This window comes from Bradyrhizobium sp. Rc3b (genome assembly GCF_900114915.1).
Taxonomy (GTDB): Bacteria; Pseudomonadota; Alphaproteobacteria; order Rhizobiales; family Xanthobacteraceae; genus Bradyrhizobium.
Genome location: NZ_FOUS01000004.1, coordinates 269094 through 291613, shown reverse-complemented (window position 1 = coordinate 291613; position 22520 = coordinate 269094). Strand labels below are relative to the sequence as shown.

The following is a 22520-nucleotide window of genomic DNA, read 5'->3' as shown; positions in this document are numbered from 1 at the left end:
TTTTAGCGCCTGCTCGCGGATATCAGCACGTCGACGGCACGCCGTTGTAGGGAACGCAGGTGACCTGGCGCGGCCGCGTGTAGGACAGATCGCTCAAGGGTAGGCTCGACTTCAACACGTAGCCTACGGACGGCGTGTAAGTGTAGCTCGCCTCGCTGAGGATGAGGTAGGTCGACGGAATCAACAGCGTCGAGGGAATCATGGTGGTGACCTTGTCGCCGGCCTTGCGAGCCGAGGTCGCCAGCGTCGCTTGCGTCGCGCCGCTCGCAATGGTGCCGGCCTTGCTCCACTGGACCGTAGCAACGCTGTTGGCATCGATATAGATCTGGGAGACCGTGCCCTTCACCAGACTGGCGTCGTAGGGCATGATGACCGAGATGCTCGCCGTGAACGTATCCTTCATGTCGGCATCGGCGAGCGTCGTCGACTGCGACGTCAAATCGGACAGCGCCCGCGCGATCAATGTAACCTTGCGATCGATCGCCACGGCCGACGAGAATTCGACGGTGCCGAAGAACATCACCAGCATCAGCGGGACGATGACCGCGAATTCGGTCGCCGCGAGCGCGCGCTTGTCGGCGACGAAGTCGCGCACGGAACTACATGCATTCCGCCAGATATTCGCAATCGCCTGCATCGGTCCGCTCGGATCCATCTGTCTCAGAAGGGTTCGTTCTTGAAGGCCGTGGTCGCCACCATCAGCCGTTTGTTGCTGCACCCGATATTGTAACCGAGTCCGGTGACGATGAGCGGCCATTGATAGAACAGCCGCACCACGACCACCTGGCCGGAGGTCCCGGCACTGTACTGCATGCCGGTCGGGTTGAAATTGCAGGAATCGCCGTAGTTCGTCAGGCTTAGCGACCCGAAGGAGCTGGTGCTCACGACGTCGACGTAGAGCTTGCTGCAATCAAACAGCGCCGGGATCTGCGTGCACACATAGGCCTTGAACGTCGTCTGGTCGCACGCCATGACCACGCCGGGCGTGGTCTGACAGGCCGCCACCGACCCGCCCTGCGCTTGCGCCTGGCCGGTCAGAATCGCGCGCGCGGAATTTTGCGTGATGGTCTCGAGCACCTGGCTCGCGAGGAACATGAGCGCCGTTTCGATGATGGCGAACAGCAGCGCGAAGAACATCGGTGCGACCAGGGCGAACTCGACGGCCGCGGAACCGCGGCGGTTGCCGCAAAACCGGCCCAGCGCTTTCCGGAGTGTGAATCTCGAAGGTGCAGGCGATGGCATCGCGTCAAATTCCCCAGCAACGGGCGATCAACTGTCCCGTTCAATAGCGGAAACTGATTGTTTAAGTGTTTCAGGCGATCCGCAGCCCGCGGACCGCGCCATTAAGAACGCGTTAACCAGCCGCGATCCCAAGCTCGCGGAAAGCACGGCGCGCGCCGAGACCTCTGCTTCGCATTTGCAAAGCGGTCTGGGGGGCTCCTGCCCGGGCAAACCCGCCGATCGGTGCTGCTAGTTGGACTTGGGCGGACCGCCGCCACCACCACCGCTGGCGCTGGCGCTCAGCGAGCCGGCCTGGCTCATCGTGTTGTTGAAGTAGGTGTCGCTGTCGCCGAGCGTCACGCGACGCTGGCAAAGCGGCACGCAGCTGTAGGACTCGCGCTCGATTCCGCGATAGACGGTGACGAGCCGGTCGCTCGGACCTTCGACCTGGATCTGGCGATCGACCAGAATCTCGCCGGCCCGGTCGAGTGCGATGAAATTGGTGGCACCATAGCCCTTGCCGGTCACGACGATCATGCCGCCGGGCTGGAGCGTGACGTCGGCGATCAGGGGATTGCCGACCACGATGGTCGCCACCTTGCCAGGCAGCCGCACCAGCTTGGCCTGGTCGACATTGACGGCAATGGTGTCGGCGGTGGGCTCGGCAAGGCCGGCGGCCGGCGATGCCAGCACCGCGGCCGCAACCAGAAGACAGACGCGCGCACGACGGCGCAGCAATTCCTTACGCATACTCTTACCCCCGGGACGTCACAAACCAGCGGAAGCGACTCGATACAACGAAGCCAGTGCCCGACCCGGCTAACCTGCCCTTAATTCGTGAACGTTCCGCAAACTCGCCGACTATTGTTTGAACAGACTGGCGTTTTACCGCCTTGGAGGCTAGCGGCGGAACGGATAGGCGAACTGGCCCGCGATCTCCTTCGGCATCGTCGCTTCGTCCTTGCCGTAATCCTGCGGCAGTTCACCCTCGGGCATACGGAAGGTGCCGAACAGAACATCCCAGATCGGGAACGTGCCGGCAAAATTGGTGTCGCCGCCCTCCTCGAGCGAGGTGTGGTGCCAGCGGTGGAACACCGGCGTCGCCAGCAAATATTTGAACGGCCCGAAGCTCCAATTCAGGTTGGCGTGCACGAAGGCCGAATGGAAGGTCGTGAACGGGGAGAGCCAAACCATCGCGTTCGGGGAAATGCCGGCCATCAGCAGCACGACGTCGACGCCGATCGAGCCGAGCACGAGATTGACGGGATGGAAGCGGGCCGCCGAAATCCAGCTGATCTCCTCCGAGGAGTGATGGATGGCGTGGTACTTCCAGAACCCGCCGCCGTGGAACAGCCGGTGCAGCCAATACAGCATGAAGTCGGACAGGACCAGGAACAACCCGGCCTGGACCCAGAGCGGCATTAACGACAGCGGGCCGTGGCCATTGTCATAGAAGGCGATGAGCTCATCGGCGTCGTGGATGTTGAAGACGAGGCTCGCGCCGACGATCAGAAGTCCGATCCGCATGGTGCGGGCGAACACCGGAACGAAGAACCAGTAGCAGATGTCGGTGACGATCTCGCGCTTGCGCCACCACGGCGCGCCGGCATTGCAGGCCCAGAAATGTTCGAGCACGGTGAAGACCGCCGCGAGCGCGAAGGTGATGGGGATCACCTTGACGATGGTCTCGCCGAGCATCAGGGCGACTTGCATGGGCAGGCTCGACATCGTCGCCTCTCTTGCGAATTCCAGCTCTGTTACGCCTACGCCGCTAAATTTAAGGGAGCGTGAAGCCGGCGCCGCGCCGACGGTACAATCCGGAACCGGAACGAATTACAGGCGCCGCCTTAAGACGAAATTCACTCTGGGCCAAAGCATCGCGCCGCAGGCGGGTTTGCCCGATCGAATTAACTCTACCGAAAGAGCTCGGCTCTCATGGTCATCGGGTCAATGACGGCGCCGAACGAGGCGATCCCCACCCCAGATGGAGTTATGTTCATGAAGAACTTGATTGCACGTTTCGCGAAGGATGAATCCGGCGCCACCGCGATCGAATACGGTCTGATCGCCGCCGGCATCGCGCTGGCCATCATCACCGTCGTCAACAACCTCGGCACCACGTTGAACGCCAAGTTCACTTCGATCAGCAGCTCGCTGAAGTAAGCAACCGACGAATCTCGGCAAAAGCCCCGGATCTCCGGGGCCTTTGTTTTTCCGAAGACGGCGAGTTCCAGTGGCGTTGCGTAAGTACAGAACCGATGCCGCGATCGCGGCGGATGAGACAGCGGCGGCACAGGCCGGCTCGCCGATCTATTGGGTCTGCCTTGCGCTGCTGCTTGCGACGGCCGCGCTCGCCGCGCGCATTGCCAGCCTCTGGTGACGACGCCTTCCGCGACTTCAGCCTCGCGCGCCCTTGCTGCCGTTGTCGGTTTGTTTAGCACTGCCGGCTAGCATCGCCCGACGCCAGTTCCCGCGGCAAACCCAGGCCTCAAGACGCAGCCCATGATCCTCGACCTTGCGCGCCTTCTGCTCTTCCCGGCCCTGATGGCGTTCGCTGCCGCGAGCGATCTCTTCACGATGACGATCTCGAACCGAGTGTCGCTGGCGCTGGTCGCCGGCTTCTTCGCGCTTGCCCTCGCCGGTGGCATGGCACCTTACGAGATGCTCAGTCATGTCGGCGCCGGCGCGCTTCTTTTGGTCATCGCCTTCACCTGCTTTGCGATGGGCTGGGTCGGCGGCGGCGACGCCAAGGTCGCAGCCTCCGTCGCGCTCTGGTTCGGCTTCGCACAGCTGATGAACTTCCTGCTCTACGCCTCGCTGTTCGGCGGAGCGCTGACGCTGCTCCTGCTCCAGTTCCGGCAATGGCCGCTGCCCTACGGACTGGCGGGTCAGGCCTGGCTCGCCCGGCTGCATGCCAAGGAGAGCGGTATCCCCTATGGCATCGCGCTCGCACTGAGTGCGCTGATGGTCTACCCGGAGACCGAATGGGTGAAGGCGATTGATCTCGCTCACCTCGCGCTGCGCTGAACGCACCGGGTAAACCCGGCGTTAAGGCGATTTAGATACGCCTCATTAACCATGCTTTGACGAATAGCTGGTCAACTGCCGATTACGGCGGCGGCAGCGTCGCGGCGTTTTGTTGGAAAGTGAAGCGTATGAATAGGGCACGCATTGTCGTCCTGGCGGTCGCCATCTGCGCCGGCGGTGTCGCCGCGTACCTGGCGAGCGGCTCGGACAATTCTGCGCCGCCTCCGGCCCCGGTCGCGCAGCTTCCGACCGTCGACGTCCTCGTGGCCAAGAACGACATCGGCCTCGGCCAGACCGTGAAGCCGGAAGATCTGCAATGGCAGACCTGGCCGGCCGCGACCGCCAGCGCCACCTTCATTCGCCGCAACGAGCGTCCCGAGGGCGTGACCCAGGTGACCGGTTCGATCGCGCGCGCCCCCTTCATTCAGGGTGAGCCGATCCGCGACCAGAAGCTGGTCAAGGCCGAGGGCTCCGGATTCATGGCGGCCATCCTGCCCAGCGGCATGCGGGCCATCTCGACCGAAATCTCGCCGGAGACCGGCGCAGGCGGCTTCATCCTGCCCAATGACCGCGTCGATGTCCTGCTGACACGCCGCCTCAAGAACCCGGACCAGACCGCCGGGGGCCAGGACGTCGTCACGTCCGAGATCATCCTGGTCAACGTGCGCGTCCTCGCCATCGACCAGGCTCCGAAGGAAAAGGACGGCCAGAACACCGTGGTCGGCAAGACCGTGACCCTGGAACTCACTTCCGCACAGACCCAGGCGCTTTCCTCGGCTCGTCAGGCCGGAACGCTCTCGCTGGCGCTGCGCAGCATTGCCGACGTCAAGATGAGCGAGATCACGCTCGACGAATCCGCCCAGAAGCGCGACGGCGTCTCGATCATTCGCTACGGCATCCCGAGCTCGACGGCGAAAGCACGATGAGGACAGGCGACATGAAATGCAGGGCAGATCTGGCGACGATGCGAACCTCCATGGTCCGCGCCCTGTCGTTTTCGGCCGCCTTCGCGCTGGCATTCAACCCGGTGCTGACCCCCGTGGTCGCCGCCGACTATCGCCCCGGCGCGGCGGTCGCCGCCGACGGTCAGATGAACGCCCGCTTCCTTTCGCTCGGCATCGGCAAGTCCGTGGTGATCGACCTTCCGCGCGACATCAAGGACGTGCTGGTCGCTGACCCCAAGATCGCCAATGCGGTGGTCCGCTCGGCGCAGCGCGCCTACATCATCGGCGCCGCGCTCGGCCAGACCAACATCGTGTTCTTCGATTCTGCAGGCCAGCAGATCGCGGCCTATGACATCGCGGTCAAGCGCGACCTCAACGGCGTGCGGGCGGCGCTGAAGCAGGTCCTGCCGAATTCAGACATCCAAATCGACGGGCTCGGCGACGGAATCGTCCTGACCGGCACAGCGGCGAACCCGATGGAAGCGCAGCAGGCCAATGACCTCGCCGCGCGCCTGGCCGGCGGCGCCGACAAGGTCGTGAACTCGATCGTGGTCCGCGGCCGTGACCAGGTCATGCTCAAGGTGACGGTGGCCGAAGTCCAGCGCAACATCGTCAAGCAGCTCGGCATCGACCTGACCGCGAACCTCAACTACGGCACGTCGGTGGTGAGCTTCTCCAACTCGAATCCGTTCACCGCTCTCGGCCACAACCTCGTGGACGGCAACAATCTGACCACGAAGTTCGGCGCGGCGCCGTCGGTGCAGGCCACCCTGCGCGCGATGGAAACCGCTGGCGTGATCCGGACGCTGGCCGAACCGAACCTGACCGCGATCTCCGGTGAATCGGCAACGTTCATCGCCGGCGGCGAATTCCCCGTGCCGGCGGGCTATGCGTGCGATCCCACCACGCATGTCTGTACCACCCAGATCAGCTTCAAGAAGTTCGGCATCTCGCTCAACTTCACCCCCGTGGTGCTGAGCGAAGGCAAGATCAGCCTGCGGGTGATGACCGAGGTCTCGGAGCTGTCGAACGAGAATGCGATCACGCTGTCGCAGGCCGTGACCTCGACGTCGGTGAACTCGGTGACGGTGCCCTCGATCAGGACCCGCCGTGCCGAGACCTCGCTGGAAATTCCCTCCGGCGGCGCGATGGCGATGGCCGGCCTGATCCAGCAGCAGACCAAGCAGGCCATCAGCGGATTGCCGGGACTGATGCAGCTCCCGGTCCTCGGCACGCTGTTCCGCAGCCGCGACTTCGTCAACAACGCGACCGAGCTGGTCGTGATCGTGACGCCTTATGTCGTTCGCGCGGTGGCGCCAAAGGACCTGTCGCGGCCGGATGACGGCTTCGCCCCGCCTGCGGATCCACAGGCCCAGTTGCTCGGCAACATCAACCGCCTTTACGGCGTGCCCGGCCGGACCGAACCGGCCAAGAACTACCGCGGCACCTACGGCTTCATCACCGACTGAGGCGGAACGGGGACTTCACGATGATCACAAGACCACCCCAGCTTCGCAAACGCGCCATCCGTCTCGGTGGCGCGCTCGTTGGCATGGCGCTCGCGCTCGGCGGGTGCCAGCATGACGAAGTCGTCACGGCCTCCATTCCCGACGACTACAAGCAGCGCCATCCGATCGCGATCGAAGAGCAAAATCGTTCGATCGTCGTTTTCGTCGGCCATGCCCGCGGCGGATTGACCGCCGCCCAGCGCGCGGACGTGATGGGTGTCGCATCGGCATGGTTGCACGAAGGCACGGGCGCCATCCGTATCGACGTGCCGTCCGGCACGCCCAATGCGCGTCCGGTCGCGGACACGATGCGTGAAATCCAGGCGATGCTGGCGGGAGCAGGCGTTCCGCCGCGCGGCGTCAACGTTCGCCCCTACCAGCCGGAAGACAGGCGCTTCCTGCCGCCGATCCGGCTCACTTATTCCAAGATCGCCGCGGTCGCGGGTCCCTGCGGCCTGTGGCCGGAGGACGTCGGCCCTTCGATCAAGAACAAGAGATGGTTCGAGAACAAGGACTATTACAATTACGGCTGCGCCTATCAGCGCAACCTCGCAGCGATGGTCGACAATCCGTCGGACCTCGAGCAGCCGCGGCCTGAAACTCCGTCCTACACGGCACGGCGCATCACCGCTCTCGAGAAATATCGCAAGGGTCTCACGACGGCGACCACCTATCCCGAGGCCGACAAGGCCAAGCTCAGCGACACCGGCAAATGATCAGCTACGCTCGCCAGACACACGAAGAGCAGCCGGACGCAGCTCCTCCGCCGGTCGAGGAGCATATTGCGCCCGCGCCGCGCGTCTCGGTCCAAGCTTTCTGCGAGACCGTGGAAACCGCCGCCGCGGTCCAGTCGGCCGGCGAAGACCGCCGCCTCGGCAAGGCCCATCTGAAAATCCAGATGGGCGGCATGGCCGCTGCAACCGAGGCCTACCGCTCGGCCCCGACGCCGAACGTCATCGTGCTCGAAAGCGACGGACGCAACGACCTGCTGGGCGGGCTCGACCAGCTCGCCACCGTCTGCGACGCCGGCACCCGCGTGGTCGTGATCGGCCGCATCAACGACGTCACACTCTACCGTGAGCTGGTGCGCCGCGGTGTCAGCGACTACGTGCTCGCGCCGGTCGGCGCGATCGACGTCGTGCGCTCGATCTGCAACCTGTTCTCCGCCCCGGAAGCCAAGGCGGTCGGCCGCATCATCGCCGTGGTCGGCGCCAAGGGCGGCGTCGGGGCTTCCACCATCTCCCATAATGTCGCCTGGGCGATCGCGCGCGACCTCGCCATGGACGCCGTCGTCGCCGATCTCGACCTCGCCTTCGGCACCGCCGGGCTGGACTACAACCAGGACCCGCCGCAGGGCATTGCCGACGCCGTGTTCTCGCCCGATCGCGTCGACACCGCCTTCATCGACCGCCTTCTGTCGAAATGCACCGACCATCTCAGCCTGCTGGCGGCGCCGGCGACGCTCGACCGGGTCTATGATTTCGGCACCGACGCCTTCGACGCCGTGTTCGATACCCTGCGCTCCACCATGCCCTGCATCGTGCTCGACATTCCGCACCAATGGTCGGGCTGGACCAAGCGCGCCCTGATCGGGGCGGACGACATCCTGATCGTGGCCGCGCCCGACCTCGCCAATTTGCGCAATACCAAGAACCTGTTCGATCTGTTGAAGGCCGCGCGCCCCAACGACCGGCCACCGCTCTACTGCCTGAACCAGGTCGGCGTGCCGAAGCGCCCCGAAATCGCCGCCGCGGAGTTCGCCAAGGCGATCGAGAGCCAGCCGATCGTCTCGATCCCGTTCGAGCCGCAGATCTTCGGCTCGGCCGCCAACAACGGCCAGATGATCGCGGAGATCTCCGCCAACCACAAGTCGATCGAGATGTTTCTTCAGATCGCCCAGCGCCTGACCGGCCGCAGCGAAACCAAGAAACAAAAGTCGTCCCTGCTTTCACCCCTGATTGACAAGTTGCGGGGAAAATAAGCCGCCGCATGGAGTTGTTAAGTGTTCGGTAAGCGTAGCGGAACAGACACCGACCTTCGGGCGCCCAAGCCGGGCGCCGTGTCGCCCGAGCCTGCCCAGGCTCCGGCGCCGACGGTGTCGCGCGCCCCGCCGCCGCCGGCTGTCGCCTCGCCACCGCTTGCGCCTGCCAAGGCGCCGCCGCCTCCGGCCATGGAGAGCCGGCGGTCGGACAATTATTACGAGGTCAAGGCGACCATCTTCGGCGCGCTGATCGAGGCGATCGACCTCGCTCAGCTCGCCAAGCTCGATTCGGAGTCCGCGCGCGAGGAAATCCGCGACATCGTCAACGAGATCATCGCGATCAAGAACATCGTGATGTCGATCGCCGAGCAGGAGGAACTGCTCGACGACATCTGCAACGACGTTCTCGGATACGGTCCGCTCGAGCCGCTGCTGTCGCGCGACGACATCGCCGACATCATGGTCAACGGCGCCAACACCGTCTACATCGAAGTCGCCGGCAAGATCCAGCGCACGGGAATTCGCTTCCGCGACAACCAGCAGCTCCTCAACATCTGCCAGCGCATCGTCAGCCAGGTCGGCCGGCGCGTCGACGAATCCTCGCCGATCTGCGACGCGCGCCTCGCCGACGGCTCCCGAGTCAACGCCATCGTGCCGCCCCTGTCGATCGACGGCCCCACGCTCACCATCCGCAAATTCAAGAAGGACAAGCTGACGCTCGATCAGCTGGTCAAGTTCGGCGCGATCTCGCCGGAAGGCGCCGAAATCCTCCAGATCATCGGTCGCGTCCGCTGCAACGTGCTGATCTCCGGCGGCACCGGCTCCGGCAAGACCACGCTGCTCAACTGCCTGACCAACTATATCGAGCATGACGAGCGCATCATCACCTGCGAGGACGCCGCCGAGCTCCAGCTCCAGCAGCCTCACGTGGTGCGGCTGGAAACCCGACCGCCCAACATCGAGGGCGAGGGCCAGATCACCATGCGCGAGCTGGTGCGTAACTGCCTGCGTATGCGCCCGGAACGCATCATCGTCGGCGAGGTTCGCGGACCCGAGGCGTTCGACCTGCTCCAGGCCATGAACACCGGCCATGACGGATCGATGGGCACGCTGCACGCCAACAACCCGCGCGAAGCCCTGTCGCGCTGCGAATCCATGATCACGATGGGAGGCTTCTCGCTTCCCTCACGCACCATCCGCGAGATGATCTGCGCCTCCATCGACGTGATCGTCCAGGCTGCGCGCCTGCGCGACGGCTCGCGCCGCATTACCCACATCACCGAGGTGATGGGCATGGAAGGCGACACCATCATCACTCAGGACATCTTCCTCTACGACATGGTCGGCGAGGACGCCAACGGCAAGATCATCGGCCGGCACCGCTCGACCGGCATCGGCCGTCCGAAATTCTGGGAACGCGCCCGCTATTACGGCGACGAGAAGCGCCTTGCCGCTGCGCTGGACGCGGCGGAAGTCGCGCCGAAGACGTGAGCCGTTCAGCATGAACATGCAGGTCCTCGCCCTCGCATTCCTTGCCACCGCGGCGGTCGGCGGCATCGCCTGGGTCTTCCTCTATCCGCTGCTGTCCGGGGAACGAAAGGCCGAAAGCCGCCGCGCTTCGATCTCGCGCGCCGAGGCGCCCACGGCCCGCCAGGCCGAGAAGACCCAGCGCTCGCGCCGCGAGCAGGTCGAGACCACGCTGAAGGATCTCGAGGCGCGACGCCTGCAGGAGAAGAGCGCTCCGCTCCCCGTCCGCCTGTCGCAGGCGGGGCTCGATTGGACGCCGCAGAAATTCTGGATCGTCTCCGCCGTCGTGGCGGGCGCGTTCTTCGCAGCCGCTCTGTTCGCCGGCGGCGGCCTGATCGGTGCTGCCGGCCTCGCCTTTGCCGGCGGGTTCGGCCTGCCGCGCTGGGCGCTGGGCTTCCTGAAAAAGCGGCGCGAGGCCAAGTTCCTGGCGGCGCTGCCCGACGCGGTCGACGTCATCGTCCGCGGCATCAAGGCGGGCCTGCCCTTGTTCGAATCGATCAAGGTCGTCGCGGCCGACGCGCCCGAGCCGCTGCGCAGCGAGTTTCTGGCGATCATCGAGACCCAGGCGATCGGCATGCCGCTCGGCGAGGCCTGCTCGCGGCTCTATGATCGCATGCCGTTGCCGGAGGCCAACTTCTTGGGCATCGTCATCTCGATCCAGCAGAAATCCGGCGGCAACCTCTCCGAAGCGCTCGGCAACCTTTCCAAGGTGCTGCGCGACCGCAAGAAGATGAGGGAAAAGATCCAGGCGATGTCGATGGAAGCCAAGGCCTCGGCCGGCATCATCGGCTCGCTGCCGCCGATCGTGATGTTCCTCGTCTATCTCACGACGCCACATTACATCTCGGTGCTGTGGACCCATCCCACCGGCCAGCTCATGCTGGTCGGCTGCGTCGTCTGGATGGCGGTCGGCATCATGGTGATGAAGAAGATGATCAATTTCGATTTCTGACGGTGCAGTATGGTCCAGTTTCTCGTCGCGAAACTACATGACGTCCATTTCATGACCATGATGCTGGCGGCCATTGCCGCCAGCGCCACCGTCTATACGCTGGTGATGCCGCTGTTCGCCGGCGAAGGCCTCTCCAAACGCATGAAGGCGGTGGCGAGCGAGCGCGAGCGCATCCGGCAGCGGGAGCGTGAGCGCCTTCACAAGAATGAAAAGGTCACGCTACGCCAGACGCCGAAGCAGCTCGTCTCCAAGGTCGTCGAGGACTTCAACCTCACCAAATGGCTCGCGCAGGAAGCCGCGCGCGACAAGCTGATCATGGCGGGTTACCGCGGTCAGGCGCCCTACATCACATTCCTGTTTGCCCGCATGGTCACGCCGATGGTGCTCTTTATCGGCTCGGTCATCTACGTTTTCCTGATCGCGCATCTTCAGCAGGGCATGCCGATCAAGATCGGCATCTGCATCGGCGCCGCCTATCTGGGCCTCCAGGCGCCGATGCTGTTCCTCAGGAATGCGATCTCCAAGCGCCAGCTCTCGATCAAGCGCGCCTTTCCCGATGCGCTCGACCTGCTTCTGATCTGCATCGAATCCGGCATGTCGGTCGAGATGGCGTTCCGGAAAGTCGCCACCGAGATCGTGGGACAGTCGATCGCACTGTCGGAGGAGTTCACGCTGACCACGGCCGAATTATCCTATCTGCAGGATCGCAAGGTCGCTTACGAGAATTTGGCGCGACGCACCGGGCTCGAGGGCGTCAAGTCGGTGTGTCTCGCGCTTCAGCAGGCGGAGCGTTACGGCACCCCGCTCGGACATTCCTTGCGCGTCATGGCGCAGGAAAATCGCGACATGCGCATGAACGAGGCCGAAAAGAAGGCTGCCGCCCTGCCGCCGAAGCTGACCGTGCCGATGATCCTGTTCTTCCTGCCCGTGCTGTTCGTCGTCATTCTCGGACCGACCGGCATCAAGATCTCCGAGATGCAATGACGCAAGACGCGGGTCGCGCACGCGGCTCGCGGTCCGCTTTCAGCATGAGACGATAGAAGAGACGATCAGCTCGGATCAATCGGGCTGGCTGAGCGAGGCGACCGGCGTCCGCTTCGGTGCGCCACGGGGAGCGTCGCTGCGGCTGAGCATCTCCTTGAGATAGGCGACGTTGGCCGCGGCCTGATCCGGTGGCAGATCCGCCTTCACGATGGTCTCGGCTTCGGCGAAGCGACCCTGCAGACCGACGACAAGACCGAGATTCTGCCGCACCCGGATGCTCGCACGCGGCGAGGCGTAGGCCTGCCGTAGCACCTCTTCGGCCTTCGGAAGGTCTCTCGACAACATGTAGGACAGGCCGAGATTAGAGAGCACACCGGGATCACCCGGTGCGATCTTGAGCGCGCTCGCGTAGTAGGAGCGCGCTTCCTCGTGACGACCCATCTGGTCCAGCGCGGTGCCCTGCACCGAAAGCAGGCGCCAATCCGGATTGTCAGGCGAATGCGCTTTCGACAGCACGTCGTAGGCCTGCTGGAAATTACCGTTGTCGGCGAGGGCGCGGCCGTATTGGGCGAGCAGCGCCTTGTTGCCGGGATTGGCGATGGTCGCCTGCTCGAGCACGGCGGCGGCCTGGGCGCGCTGACCGTTGGCGCGCAATGCCTGACCGTAGGCGAGCGCGGCATCGGCATCCTTGGGATTGGCGCGGTAGCGCTCGCCATAGACCTCGACCGCGCGCGCCGGATCGGTGGGAGCCGCCTCTGCCCGTGGCCCGCCGATCGAGCCCGTCACGTCGGAGAGCTTCGACATGCCCGTGCAGCCGCCGAGACCCATGGCCACCGCCGCGACCAGCGAGGTGGACGCAAGAAGCCGAGGAAGACTGAACCGTAGACGCATGACGCTTTGACTCTCGAGCCGATTGATCGAGCCGAACGCGCCAGCAATAGACTGTTAACCCTAACGGCCGGTTAACACCGCTCCCGGGCCGTGCTCTCGTCGATATTCCCGCTCGCAAGCGTCGTCAGGCTTGCGCGTTGGGAATCCAGCAGCAGCAGGTCGAAGGCCGCTCGCGCGAACGCCAGCTCTCAACACGAGATACGTGCGACGACGGTTTTCGTCTCGCCCGATCAATATTCGATGGCAAGCCGTTTGCGGATTTCGTCGACGCGCCTGTCGAGCGCATCGAACCGTGCGTGGACCGAGCGGTCGTGGAGATAGAAGACGTAGCCGCCGGCGAGGAACGCGAAGATCCAATGGTGGTGCTCGACATAGCCGAAAATCGCCTCGATGGCCTCGCCAATGAACGTGACCACGCTCCACACAAATTCCATTGCATTTCCTCCCGGCGCGCCTTGTCGTCGGTCGCCTGATCTCCAACTCTGGCGACCGTTGCCGGAACCTAGCATGGCCCCTTCGCCGCGAGTAGCGGCTCGCTGAACGGCGACAGCAAAGCCGATTGCAGCGGCGGCGAAACTCTGCGAAGTCTCATCCGTTCGCATAACCCGTTCGATCTGACGATCCGGACCCGCCAATGCCCTCTGTCTTCGAGACGTCTTCCGCCGCCATCCCGATCACCTTCGTCACCAAATCGAGCTGGGATCAGGTCGCCGAGGCGTTGCCGCCGCCGCAACGCGCGTTCGCTGCGGCATGCGCCTTTGCCGCCAAGCCGGGCGCCTATCTGGCACTGCCTGCGCCCGATGGCGCAATCGCGCAGGTGCTGTTCGGCCTCGAGGACGAGGGGGCAAGATCGCGCGACCTGTTCCGGCCCGGCGCCCTGCCCGGCCTGCTGCCGCCGGGTATCTATCGCTTTGCCAATGCACCCCACGATGCACGGCTGGCGGCGCTCGCTTTTGCGATGGGGCGCTACCGGTTCGCGCGCTACCGCAAGGCTGACAGGCCCGACGTCCGGCTGGTGCCGCCTGATGGCGTCGATGCGGCCGAAATCGAGCGGATCGCTGACGCGGCGATGCTCGCGCGCGACCTCATCAACACGCCGTCCAACGACATGGGGCCGGCGGAGCTGGCCGCCGCCGCGCAAGACCTCGCCGCGGAGTTCGGCGCAAGCTTCGCCTGCACCGTCGGCGACGATCTGGAGAAGAACTTCCCGCTGATCCACGCCGTCGGCATGGCCTCCAGCCGCGCGCCGCGGCTGATCGACATCGGCTGGGGCGATCCAGATCATCCCAAGGTGACGCTTGTCGGCAAGGGCGTCTGCTTCGACACCGGCGGGCTCGACCTGAAGCCGTCGAGCGGCATGCTGATCATGAAGAAGGACATGGGCGGCGCCGCCAACGTGCTGGCGCTGGCGCGCATGGTGATGGATGCGAAGCTGAAGGTGCGGCTGCGCGTGCTGATTCCAGCGGTGGAGAACGCGGTCGCCGGCAACGCCTTCCGCCCGCTCGACATCTTCACCTCGCGCAAGGGCATCACGGTGGAGATCGGCAATACCGACGCCGAAGGCCGGCTGGTGCTCGCCGACGCGCTGGCATTGGCCGATGAGGAAAAGCCCGATCTGCTGATCGATCTGGGCACGCTGACCGGCGCCGCGCGTGTCGCGCTGGGACCGGATTTACCGCCCTTTTACACCAATGATGAGAGCCTTGCCGCCGATGTCGCGCGCTGTGCGGTGCAGGAGAACGATCCGTTGTGGCGCATGCCGCTGTGGCCGGCTTACGATGCGTGGCTGGACTCCAAGACGGCCACCATCACCAACGCACCATCCGGCGGCTTTGCCGGCTCGATCACCTGCGCGCTGTTCCTGCAACGCTTCGTCGAGCACGCGAAGAGCTGGCTGCATGTCGACATCTACGGCTGGACACCGTCGGCAAAGCCGGCCCGTCCCGAAGGCGGCGAGTGCCAGGCCGCGCGCGCGATCTATACTTTGCTGAGCGAGCGCTATGCATGATCCGCGACTAACACCGGCGCGGGGCGACCTCGCCGCGAAATACCTCGAAGGCAAGGTCGAGGCGGATCGCTTCGTCGCCGGCGAAGAATTCGAGGTGGTTGATCCGGTCGCGCCGGTACGCGAGCAGCCGTCTTCGGGCGCGATGCTGATGACGGAGGCATTGCGCGGTGAACGCGTCACGGTCTACGACCGCAACAGCGAGGGCTGGGCGTGGGGCCAGCTCAATGGCGACGGCTATGTCGGCTGGCTGCCGGATGCAGCGCTCATGAAACCCTCGGCGACGCCGACCCATGTGGTCAGCGCGCTGCGGACGTTCGCCTTCCCCGGCCCCTCGATCAAGCTGCCGCCGGCCGACACGCTCGTGATGGGATCCAGGCTGGCTGTGGCGCGCGAGGACGGCAGCTTCGCCGTCACGCGCGAGGGCAGTTACCTGCCGAAGGCGCATCTCGCCCCGCTCGATCATCGCGAGCCGGACTTCGTTGCGGTCGCCGACCGCTTCGTCGGCACGCCCTATCTCTGGGGCGGCAAGAGCAGTTTCGGCATCGATTGCTCCGGCCTCGTCCAGGTCTCGCTGACATCGGCGGGAATCGGCTGCCCACGCGACAGCGACATGCAGCTGGCCGGTCTCGGCCGCGCACTGGAGCCGCATGAGCGAAGCAGCTTGCTACGCGGCGATCTGATCTTCTGGAAGGGCCACGTTGCCATCGTGCGCGATGGCAGCACCATGGTTCACGCCAACGCGTATCACATGGCGACGGTGATCGAACCGATCCAGCCGGCAATTGCGCGGATCAGGCAGGCCGGCAGCGAGGTCGTTGCGATCAAGCGGCTCTAGGGCCGTGGATCGAGAGGATCGTACTCGATCTTTTTTCTCGGCATCCGAACAGGTTTCGGACGCGGTTGCGGACGGAACGGGCGCATTAGCACTGGCAGAATGGTTTACCTTGCGGCGCAGCTACGGAACAACGTTACATCTGAGGTGATTTGCGGAACGAAACGCGGCGTCAGTCTTTCTTTGGCTTTGGGAGGTGCCCATGAGTTCTCAGGCCAGAGAAGGCGCGTGTGCGTTCGCTTGGCGAAACTACTTGCTGCTCCATAGCGGCATCAGCGAGAACGACGACAGGCGTTCCGCCCTCTACAGCTACATCTCCAATCTTCGCGACACCTGCGAGGACGATTTCGATCTCTTGCAGATAGCCGCGGTCGCCTACTTGAAAAAGCTGGATGAACTGCATGACGACCAATGCGCGCGCCGCGCGGCAGATCAACTTCTGGCCGAACGCTTGGAAGCAAGCAGTTCACAACAGGACAGATAGCTTAGGTCATGACACCAGAGCGAAGGAGCGAGCAGCATGGCAGACGACACCAATGCAAACCGTTTCGTGCGCGACCCTCAACGGCGCATCGCCGCAGCGACAGCAATTGGCATGAATGCCTTGAAGCCGATGATGCACTTCCAGGTCTCAATGCTGAGGATGTGGGCCGATAGTATCGAGAGGCTCGAGGCCAATTACGACAAGAACCTGGAAGACACTGCGACCAGGGTCGAGGAAGCGTCAGACAAGGAACGCGCCGCGTAACATCAAGGCGGGCCTGTTCCGGTGAAACGCTCAGGGCGCCGCGATGTCGCTCGCCTGGGATGACGGGCTACGTCGCCACCGACCCGTTGCCCGCTGTCTCGAGCCGGAACGCCGCCGCGAACAGCGCGCGTGTGTAATCGGTCTTCGGATTCTTGAATAGCTCGGCGGCCTGTCCCTCTTCGACGACCTTGCCGCCGCGCATCACGATCAGGTGGCTCGCAAGCGAGGCGACGACGCGTAGATCGTGCGAGATGAACATGTAGGTGAGCTCGCGCTTGCGCTGGAGTTCGCGCAACAGATCGACCATCTGCGCCTGGAACAGCATGTCGAGCGCGCTGGTCGGCTCGTCGAGCACGACGAAGTCCGGCTCCAGCACCACGGCCCGCGCGATGCTGATGCGCTGGCGCTGGCCGCCGGAGAATTCGTGGGGATAGCGGTAGCGGGTATCGGGCTTCAGCCCGACGTCTTCCAGCGCCTTGACGACGCGCGCCTCGCGTTCCTCGCGCGACAGCCCCGGCTGATGCACGGAGAGACCTTCGGCGATGATGTCGGCGACCGACATGCGCGGGCTGAGCGAGCCGAACGGGTCCTGGAACACGATCTGCATGTCGCGCCGGAACGGCCGCATCTCCTTGAAGCGCAGGCCCTGGATGTCCTTGCCCAGGAACACGATGCGTCCGTTCGAGGAGATCAGCCGCAGCAATGCCAGCCCCAGCGTGGTCTTGCCCGAGCCTGACTCGCCGACCACACCGAGCGTCTCGCCCTTGCGCACGGCGATGCTGACGCCGTCGACCGCCTTGATGTGGCCGACGGTCTTGCGCATCAGGCCGCGCTTGATCGGAAACCAGACCTTCAGCTCGTTGGCGGACATCACCACCGGGGCACCCGGCTGCGGCGGTGCCGGATCGGGCTTCGGTTCCGCCGCGAGCAGGTCGCGCGTATAGGGATGTTTCGGGCTCTTGAAGACCTGCTCGACCGGCCCCTGCTCGACGATCTCGCCGCTCTTCATGACACAGACGGTGTCGGCGATGCGGCGCACGATGCCGAGATCGTGGGTGATGAAGAGCAGGCTCATGCCGAGCCGCGAGCGGATCTCGGCGAGCAGCGCCAGGATCTGCGCCTGCACGGTGACGTCGAGCGCCGTGGTGGGCTCGTCCGCGATCAACAGATCGGGCTCATTGGCGAGCGCCATCGCGATCATCACACGCTGGCGCTGACCGCCGGAGAGCTGATGCGGATAGCTCTTCAGTCGCGTCTCCGGCTCGGGAATACCGACCTGCGTCAGCAATTCCAGCGTCCGCCGGCGCGCCTCCGCATTGCTGGTCGGATTGTGCAGCTGGATGATCTCGCCGATCTGCGCCTCGATCGTGTGCAGCGGATTGAGCGAGGTCATCGGCTCCTGGAAAATGATGGAGATGTCGCTGCCGCGAATCTCCCGCATCTCCTGCTCGGATCGGTCGATCAGCTCCTGCCCCTTGAAGCGGATGCTGCCCGAGGGGTGCGAGGCGTTCGGATAGGGCAAAAGCTTGAGAATCGAGAGCGCGCTGACGGATTTGCCGGAGCCGGATTCGCCGACCAAAGCCAGGCATTCGCCGCGCTTGATCTGGAACGAGACCTTGTCGACCGCGAGCGTGGTGGTGCCGCCCTGGTGGAAAGCCACCGACAGGTCGCGCACGCTGAGCAGGGGCTGGTTGATCGCATCCATGGCCTTACCTGAACGTCTTGCGCGGATCGAAGGCGTCGCGCACCGCTTCGCCGATGAAGATCAGGAGCGACAGCATGCTCGCGACCGAGAAGAAGCCGGAGAAGCCGAGCCAGGGGGCCTGCACATTGGCCTTGGCCTGCGACAGCAATTCGCCGAGCGAAGGCGATCCTGGCGGCAGGCCGAAGCCAAGGAAGTCCAGCGCCGTCAGCGTCATCACCGAGCTCGACACGATGAAGGGCAGAAACGTCATGGTCGCGACCATCGCGTTCGGCAACAGGTGGCGGAACATGATGACGGGATTGGAGACGCCGAGCGCCCGTGCCGCCTGGATGTATTCGAAGTTGCGCCCGCGCAGGAACTCGGCCCGCACCAGACCCACCAGCGAGACCCAGGAGAATAGCAGGAGGATGCCAAGCAGCACGAAGAAGCCGGGCACGAGCACCGACGACAGGATCAGCAGAAGATAGAGCGAGGGAATCGCCGTCCAGATCTCGATAAAGCGCTGGAAGATGAGATCGACCCGGCCGCCGAAATATCCCTGCACCGCACCCGCCGCGATGCCGATAACGGACGAGACGATCGTGAGGCAAAGGCCGAATAGCACCGAGATGCGGAAGCCATAGATCAGCCGCGCGACCACGTCGCGCCCCTGATCGTCCGTCCCGAGCCAGTTATATTCGAGGTCGCGGCAACTCTTCAGCCCCTTCTTCTCCACCACCGGCTTGCATTGCGCTTCCGTCAGCATCCATGTCGGCGGTGACGGCGCAGGCGTCGGCAGGTCCAGATTGTGGGTGTCGTAAGAATAACGGATCAGGGGCCAGACGATGCTGCCGCCCTTGTCCTTGATCAGCTTCTGCAAATAGGGATCGCGATAGTCGGCCGCGGTTTCGAAGTCGCCGCCGAAGGTGGTTTCCGAATAGGTCACGAACGCGGGCCAATAGAGCCGGCCGTCGAACTTGATCAGGAAAGGCCGATCGTTGGCGATCAACTCCGCGAACAGCGAGACCACGAACAGGGCGATGAATATCCAGAAGGACCAGTAGCCGCGGCGGTTCGCCTTGAAGTTCTGCCACCGCCGCCTGTTGAGCGGTGAAGGCGCGAAGGGCTTGCGCGTGATCGGGACGACCTCGCCCAGCGGGGACTGGGTCGTGGTCTCGATCGGCGTCGGCGCGGTAACCGTCATCAGACCTCCCGCGCCTCGAAATCGATCCGTGGGTCGATCCACATATAGGTGAGGTCGGAGATCAAATTGATCACGAGGCCGACCAGCGAAAAGATGTAGAGCGTGCCGAACACCACGGGATAGTCGCGATTGAGCACGCTCTCGAAGCTGAGCAGCCCCAGCCCGTCGAGCGAGAAGATGGTCTCGATCAGAAGCGAGCCCGAAAAGAACGCGTGGATGAAGGTCCCGGGGAAGCCCGCGATCACGATCAGCATCGCATTGCGGAAGACGTGGCCGTAAAGCACCCGGCCCTCGCCGCAGCCCTTGGCGCGCGCAGTCATGACGTATTGCTTGCGGATTTCGTCCAGGAACGAATTCTTCGTCAGGAACGTCATGGTGGTGAAGGCACCGAGCCCCATGGCGATCAACGGCAGCGTCAGATGCCAGAAATAATCGATAATCTTCCAGTACCAGGGAAACTGCGACCAGCCGTCGGAGGTCAGTCCGCGCAGCGGAAACCAATTGAAGAAGGAACCGCCGGCAAACAGGATGATGAGGAGGATTGCGAACAGAAAGCCGGGAATGGCATAGCCCAGCACGAGAACGGTCGATGTCCAGGTGTCGAAGCGCGTGCCGTCCTTCACCGCCTTGCGGATGCCGAGTGGAATCGAGATCAGATAGGTGATCAGCGTCAGCCACAGGCCGAGCGAGATCGAGACCGGCAGCTTCTCCTTGATCAGTTGCAGAACGCTGACGTCGCGGAAATAGCTCTTGCCGAAATCGAAGCGGGCGAAATTCCAGACCATCAGGGCGAAGCGTTCCGGTGCCGGCTTGTCGAAGCCGAACTGCACCTCGAGCTTCTTGATGAAGTCAGGATCAAGGCCCTGCGCGCCGCGATATTTCGAGTTGATGGCGTCGCCACCGGCCCCGACTTGCCCGGGCGCGCGCTGCGCAAAGTCGCTGCCGCCCGAAATCCGCGAAGTGCCGCCGGTGTCGGCCCCGGAGAGCTGCGCGATCACGCGCTCGACCGGGCCGCCCGGCGCGAACTGCACGACAACGAAGGACACGAAGAGGATTCCGAGCAGCGTCGGAATCATCAGGAGGATGCGGCGGGCGATATAGGCGCTCATGGTTACTTCGCCTGCTCGAGCTTGGCCGCCTTGGCGGGTTCATGCCACCAGATGTCGGGCGCGCCGACGCCATTGGCATAACGCGGCAGCTTTTGCGGGTGACCGAACTGATCCCAATAAGCCAGCCGGTGCGTCTTGTTGTACCATTGCGGCACCCAATAGCGGCCAGTGCGGAACAGGCGGTCGAAGGCGCGGCAGGCGATGGTTAATTCCTCGCGGCTGTCGGCCGCCATGATCTTTTCGATCATGGCGTCGATGGCCGGACTGGCGACGCCCGCGAGATTGTACGAGCCCTTGGTGTTCGCGACCTGCGAGGAGAAGAACGCGCGCATGGCATCGCCCGGCGTCGCCGACATGCTGAAACGCTGGATCGTCATGTCAAAGTCGAAATCCTCCACGCGCGAGCGATATTGCACGGCATCGACGAGGCGGAGACTCGCCTCGATGCCGAGCGTCCCCAAGTTCTTGATATACGGCGCGTGATGCGGCTGGAGCGAGGGCTCCTCCGCCAGGAATTCAATCTTGAACACCTCTCCGCTCGGCAGCATTCGCTTGCCGTCCTTGATCGGAAAGCCGGCTTCGTTGAGCAGCTGCTGCGACTTGCGCAAGAGAGCTCGATCCTGCCCCGATCCGTCGGAAACCGGCGGCGCGAAGGACGCAGCGAACACCTCGTCGGGAACCTGCCCGCGGAATGGCTCGAGCAGCTTCAGCTCTTCCGGCGACGGAGGGCCATTGCTAGCCATGAGATCGGAGTTCTGGAACGGTGACACCGTACGGGCATAGGCGCCGTACATGATGGTCTTGTTGGTCCATTCGAAGTCGAAAGCGTCGATCAGGGCCTCACGTACGCGGGGATCTCTGAATTTCTCGCGCCGGGTGTTGATGAACCAGCCCTGCGCGCCGGACGGCGTGTCGTCGGGCACGACCTCGAGCTTGACGCGGCCATCCTTCACGGCCGCGAAGTCGTATCGCGTCGCCCAGATGCGTGAGGTGAACTCTTCCCGGTAGAGATAGTTCTTGCCGGTAAACCCTTCGAAAGCGACGTCGCGGTCGCGATAGAACTCATAGCGCACGACATCGAAATTATAGGTACCGCGGCAGGGCGGCAGATCGGCAGCCCACCAGTCCTTCACCCGCTCATACTCGATATAGCGATTGACCTCGAACTTGCCGACCTTGTACGGACCGGAGCCCAGCGGGGTCTCCAGCGACGATTCATCGAACGGGCGAGACGCGTAGTAAGCCTTCGAGAAGATCGGCAGGCTGGCGGCATAGAGCGGTACGTCGCGCGCCCGGCCCTTGGCAAAGGTGACGACGAGCGTTGCATCGTCGACCGCCTCTGCGCTGACCATGTCGCGCAGCTGCACGAGGATCAGGGGATGTCCCTTGGTCTTCAGCGTCATCAGCGAAAACGCCGCATCATGCGCGGTGAGCTTCGTGCCGTCGTGGAATTTCGCCTCCGGCCGCATCGTGAAGCGGTAGACCAGCTTGTCCGGCGATATCTGCACGGATTTGGCGGCAAGCCCGTACATCGCATCAGGCTCGTCGCTTGCGCGCACCATCAGTGGCGCAAACGTCATGTCCATGCCCTGAGCGCCGTCGCCCTTCAGGATGAAGGCGTTGAGCGAGTTGAAGGTCTGGTAGGATTGGTTGTAGGCGCGCACCGACGGAATGAGTGAGAACGTCCCGCCTTTCGGCGCATCGACGTTGACGTAGTCGAAATGGTGGAAGTCGGCGGGATATTTGAGATCGCCGAACGCCGAGATACCGTGAGCCTCGATCCCCGCTTCCGATGCATGCGCTCCGCGCCACGGCTGCGCGCCCAGCGACATCCCGAGGGTGCCGCCGACACCGAGGGCCAGCACGTGGCGGCGTGACATCTGCGTCATGCGGGGAATGT

Annotated in this window: 24 protein-coding genes; 14 read left to right on the top strand and 10 right to left on the bottom strand. The window is 64.0% G+C overall.

What is annotated here, in order from left to right:
- Window positions 1-22: 22 nt before the first annotated feature.
- From BM190_RS11370 to BM190_RS11355, 4 genes are all read right to left on the bottom strand, one after another.
- Window positions 23-637, bottom strand: coding sequence for a TadE/TadG family type IV pilus assembly protein (locus tag BM190_RS11370; RefSeq protein WP_177237032.1), 615 nt, complete (start codon window positions 635-637; stop codon window positions 23-25).
- 23 nt (window positions 638-660) lie between these two features.
- Complete coding sequence (locus BM190_RS11365) at window positions 661-1242, bottom strand: TadE/TadG family type IV pilus assembly protein (RefSeq protein WP_018318778.1); 582 nt, start codon at window positions 1240-1242, stop codon at window positions 661-663.
- Window positions 1243-1470: 228 nt separating this feature from the next.
- Window positions 1471-1971 (bottom strand): pilus assembly protein N-terminal domain-containing protein, encoded by a 501-nt coding sequence (locus BM190_RS11360; protein ID WP_092254378.1) that lies wholly within the window; start codon window positions 1969-1971, stop codon window positions 1471-1473.
- A 150-nt stretch (window positions 1972-2121) separates the two neighbouring features.
- The gene (locus BM190_RS11355) at window positions 2122-2949 is read right to left on the bottom strand and encodes a sterol desaturase family protein (RefSeq protein ID WP_018318780.1); all 828 of its coding nucleotides are present in this window, start codon (window positions 2947-2949) and stop codon (window positions 2122-2124) included.
- 270 nt (window positions 2950-3219) lie between these two features.
- Between BM190_RS11355 and BM190_RS11350 the strand changes: the two genes are divergently transcribed.
- The 10 genes from BM190_RS11350 (at window position 3220) to BM190_RS11310 (ending at window position 12144) form a co-directional block, all read left to right on the top strand.
- Window positions 3220-3384 carry a Flp family type IVb pilin gene (locus BM190_RS11350; protein ID WP_007599783.1) on the top strand — a complete coding sequence of 55 codons (165 nt, stop codon included), beginning with the start codon at window positions 3220-3222 and terminating at the stop codon, window positions 3382-3384.
- Window positions 3385-3460: 76 nt separating this feature from the next.
- Window positions 3461-3601, top strand: a complete 141-nt coding sequence (locus tag BM190_RS40360) for a hypothetical protein (protein ID WP_177237010.1) — start codon at window positions 3461-3463, stop codon at window positions 3599-3601.
- A 122-nt stretch (window positions 3602-3723) separates the two neighbouring features.
- Window positions 3724-4248: an A24 family peptidase gene (locus BM190_RS11345; protein ID WP_028142098.1), complete on the top strand. Its 525-nt coding sequence runs from the start codon at window positions 3724-3726 to the stop codon at window positions 4246-4248.
- 128 nt (window positions 4249-4376) lie between these two features.
- A complete protein-coding gene (cpaB, locus tag BM190_RS11340; RefSeq protein WP_177237031.1) occupies window positions 4377-5174 on the top strand; it encodes a Flp pilus assembly protein CpaB in 798 nt (265 codons plus the stop codon).
- A gap of 11 nt (window positions 5175-5185) precedes the next feature.
- Window positions 5186-6661 (top strand): type II and III secretion system protein family protein, encoded by a 1476-nt coding sequence (locus tag BM190_RS11335; protein WP_177237030.1) that lies wholly within the window; start codon window positions 5186-5188, stop codon window positions 6659-6661.
- Between the two features lie 20 nt (window positions 6662-6681).
- Window positions 6682-7416, top strand: a complete 735-nt coding sequence (locus BM190_RS11330; protein ID WP_092254374.1) for a CpaD family pilus assembly protein — start codon at window positions 6682-6684, stop codon at window positions 7414-7416.
- A complete protein-coding gene (locus BM190_RS11325) occupies window positions 7413-8681 on the top strand; it encodes a CpaE/TadZ family protein (protein ID WP_018318787.1) in 1269 nt (422 codons plus the stop codon). Before BM190_RS11330 ends, BM190_RS11325 begins: the two co-directional genes overlap by 4 nt.
- A gap of 21 nt (window positions 8682-8702) precedes the next feature.
- Window positions 8703-10172 carry a TadA family conjugal transfer-associated ATPase gene (locus tag BM190_RS11320; RefSeq protein ID WP_018318788.1) on the top strand — a complete coding sequence of 490 codons (1470 nt, stop codon included), beginning with the start codon at window positions 8703-8705 and terminating at the stop codon, window positions 10170-10172.
- A 10-nt stretch (window positions 10173-10182) separates the two neighbouring features.
- Window positions 10183-11160 carry a type II secretion system F family protein gene (locus BM190_RS11315; RefSeq protein WP_092254372.1) on the top strand — a complete coding sequence of 326 codons (978 nt, stop codon included), beginning with the start codon at window positions 10183-10185 and terminating at the stop codon, window positions 11158-11160.
- 9 nt (window positions 11161-11169) lie between these two features.
- On the top strand, window positions 11170-12144 hold the full coding sequence (locus BM190_RS11310) for a type II secretion system F family protein (protein ID WP_018318790.1): 975 nt from the start codon (window positions 11170-11172) through the stop codon (window positions 12142-12144).
- 75 nt (window positions 12145-12219) lie between these two features.
- Here the strand turns inward: BM190_RS11310 and BM190_RS11305 are convergent, their stop codons facing one another.
- Complete coding sequence (locus tag BM190_RS11305) at window positions 12220-13035, bottom strand: tetratricopeptide repeat protein (RefSeq protein ID WP_092254370.1); 816 nt, start codon at window positions 13033-13035, stop codon at window positions 12220-12222.
- 230 nt (window positions 13036-13265) lie between these two features.
- The gene (locus BM190_RS11300) at window positions 13266-13469 is read right to left on the bottom strand and encodes a hypothetical protein (protein ID WP_018318792.1); all 204 of its coding nucleotides are present in this window, start codon (window positions 13467-13469) and stop codon (window positions 13266-13268) included.
- Window positions 13470-13669: 200 nt separating this feature from the next.
- Between BM190_RS11300 and BM190_RS11295 the strand changes: the two genes are divergently transcribed.
- The 4 genes from BM190_RS11295 to BM190_RS11280 all read left to right on the top strand — a co-directional run bounded on the left by BM190_RS11295 (window position 13670) and on the right by BM190_RS11280 (window position 16623).
- Window positions 13670-15043, top strand: a complete 1374-nt coding sequence (locus BM190_RS11295) for a leucyl aminopeptidase family protein (RefSeq protein ID WP_092254368.1) — start codon at window positions 13670-13672, stop codon at window positions 15041-15043.
- Window positions 15036-15878, top strand: coding sequence for a C40 family peptidase (locus BM190_RS11290; RefSeq protein ID WP_092254366.1), 843 nt, complete (start codon window positions 15036-15038; stop codon window positions 15876-15878). Before BM190_RS11295 ends, BM190_RS11290 begins: the two co-directional genes overlap by 8 nt.
- Before the next feature lie 199 nt (window positions 15879-16077).
- Window positions 16078-16359, top strand: a complete 282-nt coding sequence (locus BM190_RS11285) for a hypothetical protein (RefSeq protein ID WP_092254365.1) — start codon at window positions 16078-16080, stop codon at window positions 16357-16359.
- A gap of 36 nt (window positions 16360-16395) precedes the next feature.
- Window positions 16396-16623 carry a hypothetical protein gene (locus BM190_RS11280; RefSeq protein WP_092254363.1) on the top strand — a complete coding sequence of 76 codons (228 nt, stop codon included), beginning with the start codon at window positions 16396-16398 and terminating at the stop codon, window positions 16621-16623.
- A gap of 67 nt (window positions 16624-16690) precedes the next feature.
- Here the strand turns inward: BM190_RS11280 and BM190_RS11275 are convergent, their stop codons facing one another.
- The 4 genes from BM190_RS11275 to BM190_RS11260 are packed head-to-tail and all read right to left on the bottom strand — an operon-like array spanning window position 16691 to window position 22509.
- Window positions 16691-18328 (bottom strand): ABC transporter ATP-binding protein, encoded by a 1638-nt coding sequence (locus BM190_RS11275; RefSeq protein WP_018318797.1) that lies wholly within the window; start codon window positions 18326-18328, stop codon window positions 16691-16693.
- 4 nt (window positions 18329-18332) lie between these two features.
- Window positions 18333-19511: an ABC transporter permease gene (locus tag BM190_RS11270; protein WP_026202073.1), complete on the bottom strand. Its 1179-nt coding sequence runs from the start codon at window positions 19509-19511 to the stop codon at window positions 18333-18335.
- On the bottom strand, window positions 19511-20620 hold the full coding sequence (locus BM190_RS11265; protein WP_092254361.1) for a microcin C ABC transporter permease YejB: 1110 nt from the start codon (window positions 20618-20620) through the stop codon (window positions 19511-19513). The genes BM190_RS11270 and BM190_RS11265 overlap by 1 nt, the downstream gene beginning before the upstream one ends.
- 2 nt (window positions 20621-20622) lie before the next feature.
- The gene (locus BM190_RS11260) at window positions 20623-22509 is read right to left on the bottom strand and encodes an extracellular solute-binding protein (RefSeq protein ID WP_092254359.1); all 1887 of its coding nucleotides are present in this window, start codon (window positions 22507-22509) and stop codon (window positions 20623-20625) included.
- Window positions 22510-22520 lie beyond the last annotated feature (11 nt).

What these genes read in the sequence shown, in the direction of transcription:
- BM190_RS11265 (WP_092254361.1), bottom strand. Translation starts at nt 20,620, where the DNA reads ATGAGCGCCTATATCGCCCGCCGCATCCTCCTGATGATTCCGACGCTG.
- BM190_RS11325 (WP_018318787.1), top strand. Translation starts at nt 7,413, where the DNA reads ATGATCAGCTACGCTCGCCAGACACACGAAGAGCAGCCGGACGCAGCT.
- BM190_RS11305 (WP_092254370.1), bottom strand. Translation starts at nt 13,035, where the DNA reads ATGCGTCTACGGTTCAGTCTTCCTCGGCTTCTTGCGTCCACCTCGCTG.
- BM190_RS11350 (WP_007599783.1), top strand. Translation starts at nt 3,220, where the DNA reads ATGAAGAACTTGATTGCACGTTTCGCGAAGGATGAATCCGGCGCCACC.
- BM190_RS11280 (WP_092254363.1), top strand. Translation starts at nt 16,396, where the DNA reads ATGGCAGACGACACCAATGCAAACCGTTTCGTGCGCGACCCTCAACGG.
- BM190_RS11355 (WP_018318780.1), bottom strand. Translation starts at nt 2,949, where the DNA reads ATGTCGAGCCTGCCCATGCAAGTCGCCCTGATGCTCGGCGAGACCATC.
- BM190_RS11295 (WP_092254368.1), top strand. Translation starts at nt 13,670, where the DNA reads ATGCCCTCTGTCTTCGAGACGTCTTCCGCCGCCATCCCGATCACCTTC.
- BM190_RS11365 (WP_018318778.1), bottom strand. Translation starts at nt 1,242, where the DNA reads ATGCCATCGCCTGCACCTTCGAGATTCACACTCCGGAAAGCGCTGGGC.
- BM190_RS11260 (WP_092254359.1), bottom strand. Translation starts at nt 22,509, where the DNA reads ATGACGCAGATGTCACGCCGCCACGTGCTGGCCCTCGGTGTCGGCGGC.
- BM190_RS11310 (WP_018318790.1), top strand. Translation starts at nt 11,170, where the DNA reads ATGGTCCAGTTTCTCGTCGCGAAACTACATGACGTCCATTTCATGACC.
- BM190_RS11300 (WP_018318792.1), bottom strand. Translation starts at nt 13,469, where the DNA reads ATGGAATTTGTGTGGAGCGTGGTCACGTTCATTGGCGAGGCCATCGAG.
- BM190_RS11335 (WP_177237030.1), top strand. Translation starts at nt 5,186, where the DNA reads ATGAAATGCAGGGCAGATCTGGCGACGATGCGAACCTCCATGGTCCGC.
- BM190_RS11345 (WP_028142098.1), top strand. Translation starts at nt 3,724, where the DNA reads ATGATCCTCGACCTTGCGCGCCTTCTGCTCTTCCCGGCCCTGATGGCG.
- BM190_RS11285 (WP_092254365.1), top strand. Translation starts at nt 16,078, where the DNA reads ATGAGTTCTCAGGCCAGAGAAGGCGCGTGTGCGTTCGCTTGGCGAAAC.
- BM190_RS11330 (WP_092254374.1), top strand. Translation starts at nt 6,682, where the DNA reads ATGATCACAAGACCACCCCAGCTTCGCAAACGCGCCATCCGTCTCGGT.
- BM190_RS11270 (WP_026202073.1), bottom strand. Translation starts at nt 19,511, where the DNA reads ATGACGGTTACCGCGCCGACGCCGATCGAGACCACGACCCAGTCCCCG.
- BM190_RS11275 (WP_018318797.1), bottom strand. Translation starts at nt 18,328, where the DNA reads ATGGATGCGATCAACCAGCCCCTGCTCAGCGTGCGCGACCTGTCGGTG.
- BM190_RS11370 (WP_177237032.1), bottom strand. Translation starts at nt 637, where the DNA reads ATGCAGGCGATTGCGAATATCTGGCGGAATGCATGTAGTTCCGTGCGC.
- BM190_RS11360 (WP_092254378.1), bottom strand. Translation starts at nt 1,971, where the DNA reads ATGCGTAAGGAATTGCTGCGCCGTCGTGCGCGCGTCTGTCTTCTGGTT.
- BM190_RS11290 (WP_092254366.1), top strand. Translation starts at nt 15,036, where the DNA reads ATGCATGATCCGCGACTAACACCGGCGCGGGGCGACCTCGCCGCGAAA.
- BM190_RS11315 (WP_092254372.1), top strand. Translation starts at nt 10,183, where the DNA reads ATGAACATGCAGGTCCTCGCCCTCGCATTCCTTGCCACCGCGGCGGTC.
- cpaB (WP_177237031.1), top strand. Translation starts at nt 4,377, where the DNA reads ATGAATAGGGCACGCATTGTCGTCCTGGCGGTCGCCATCTGCGCCGGC.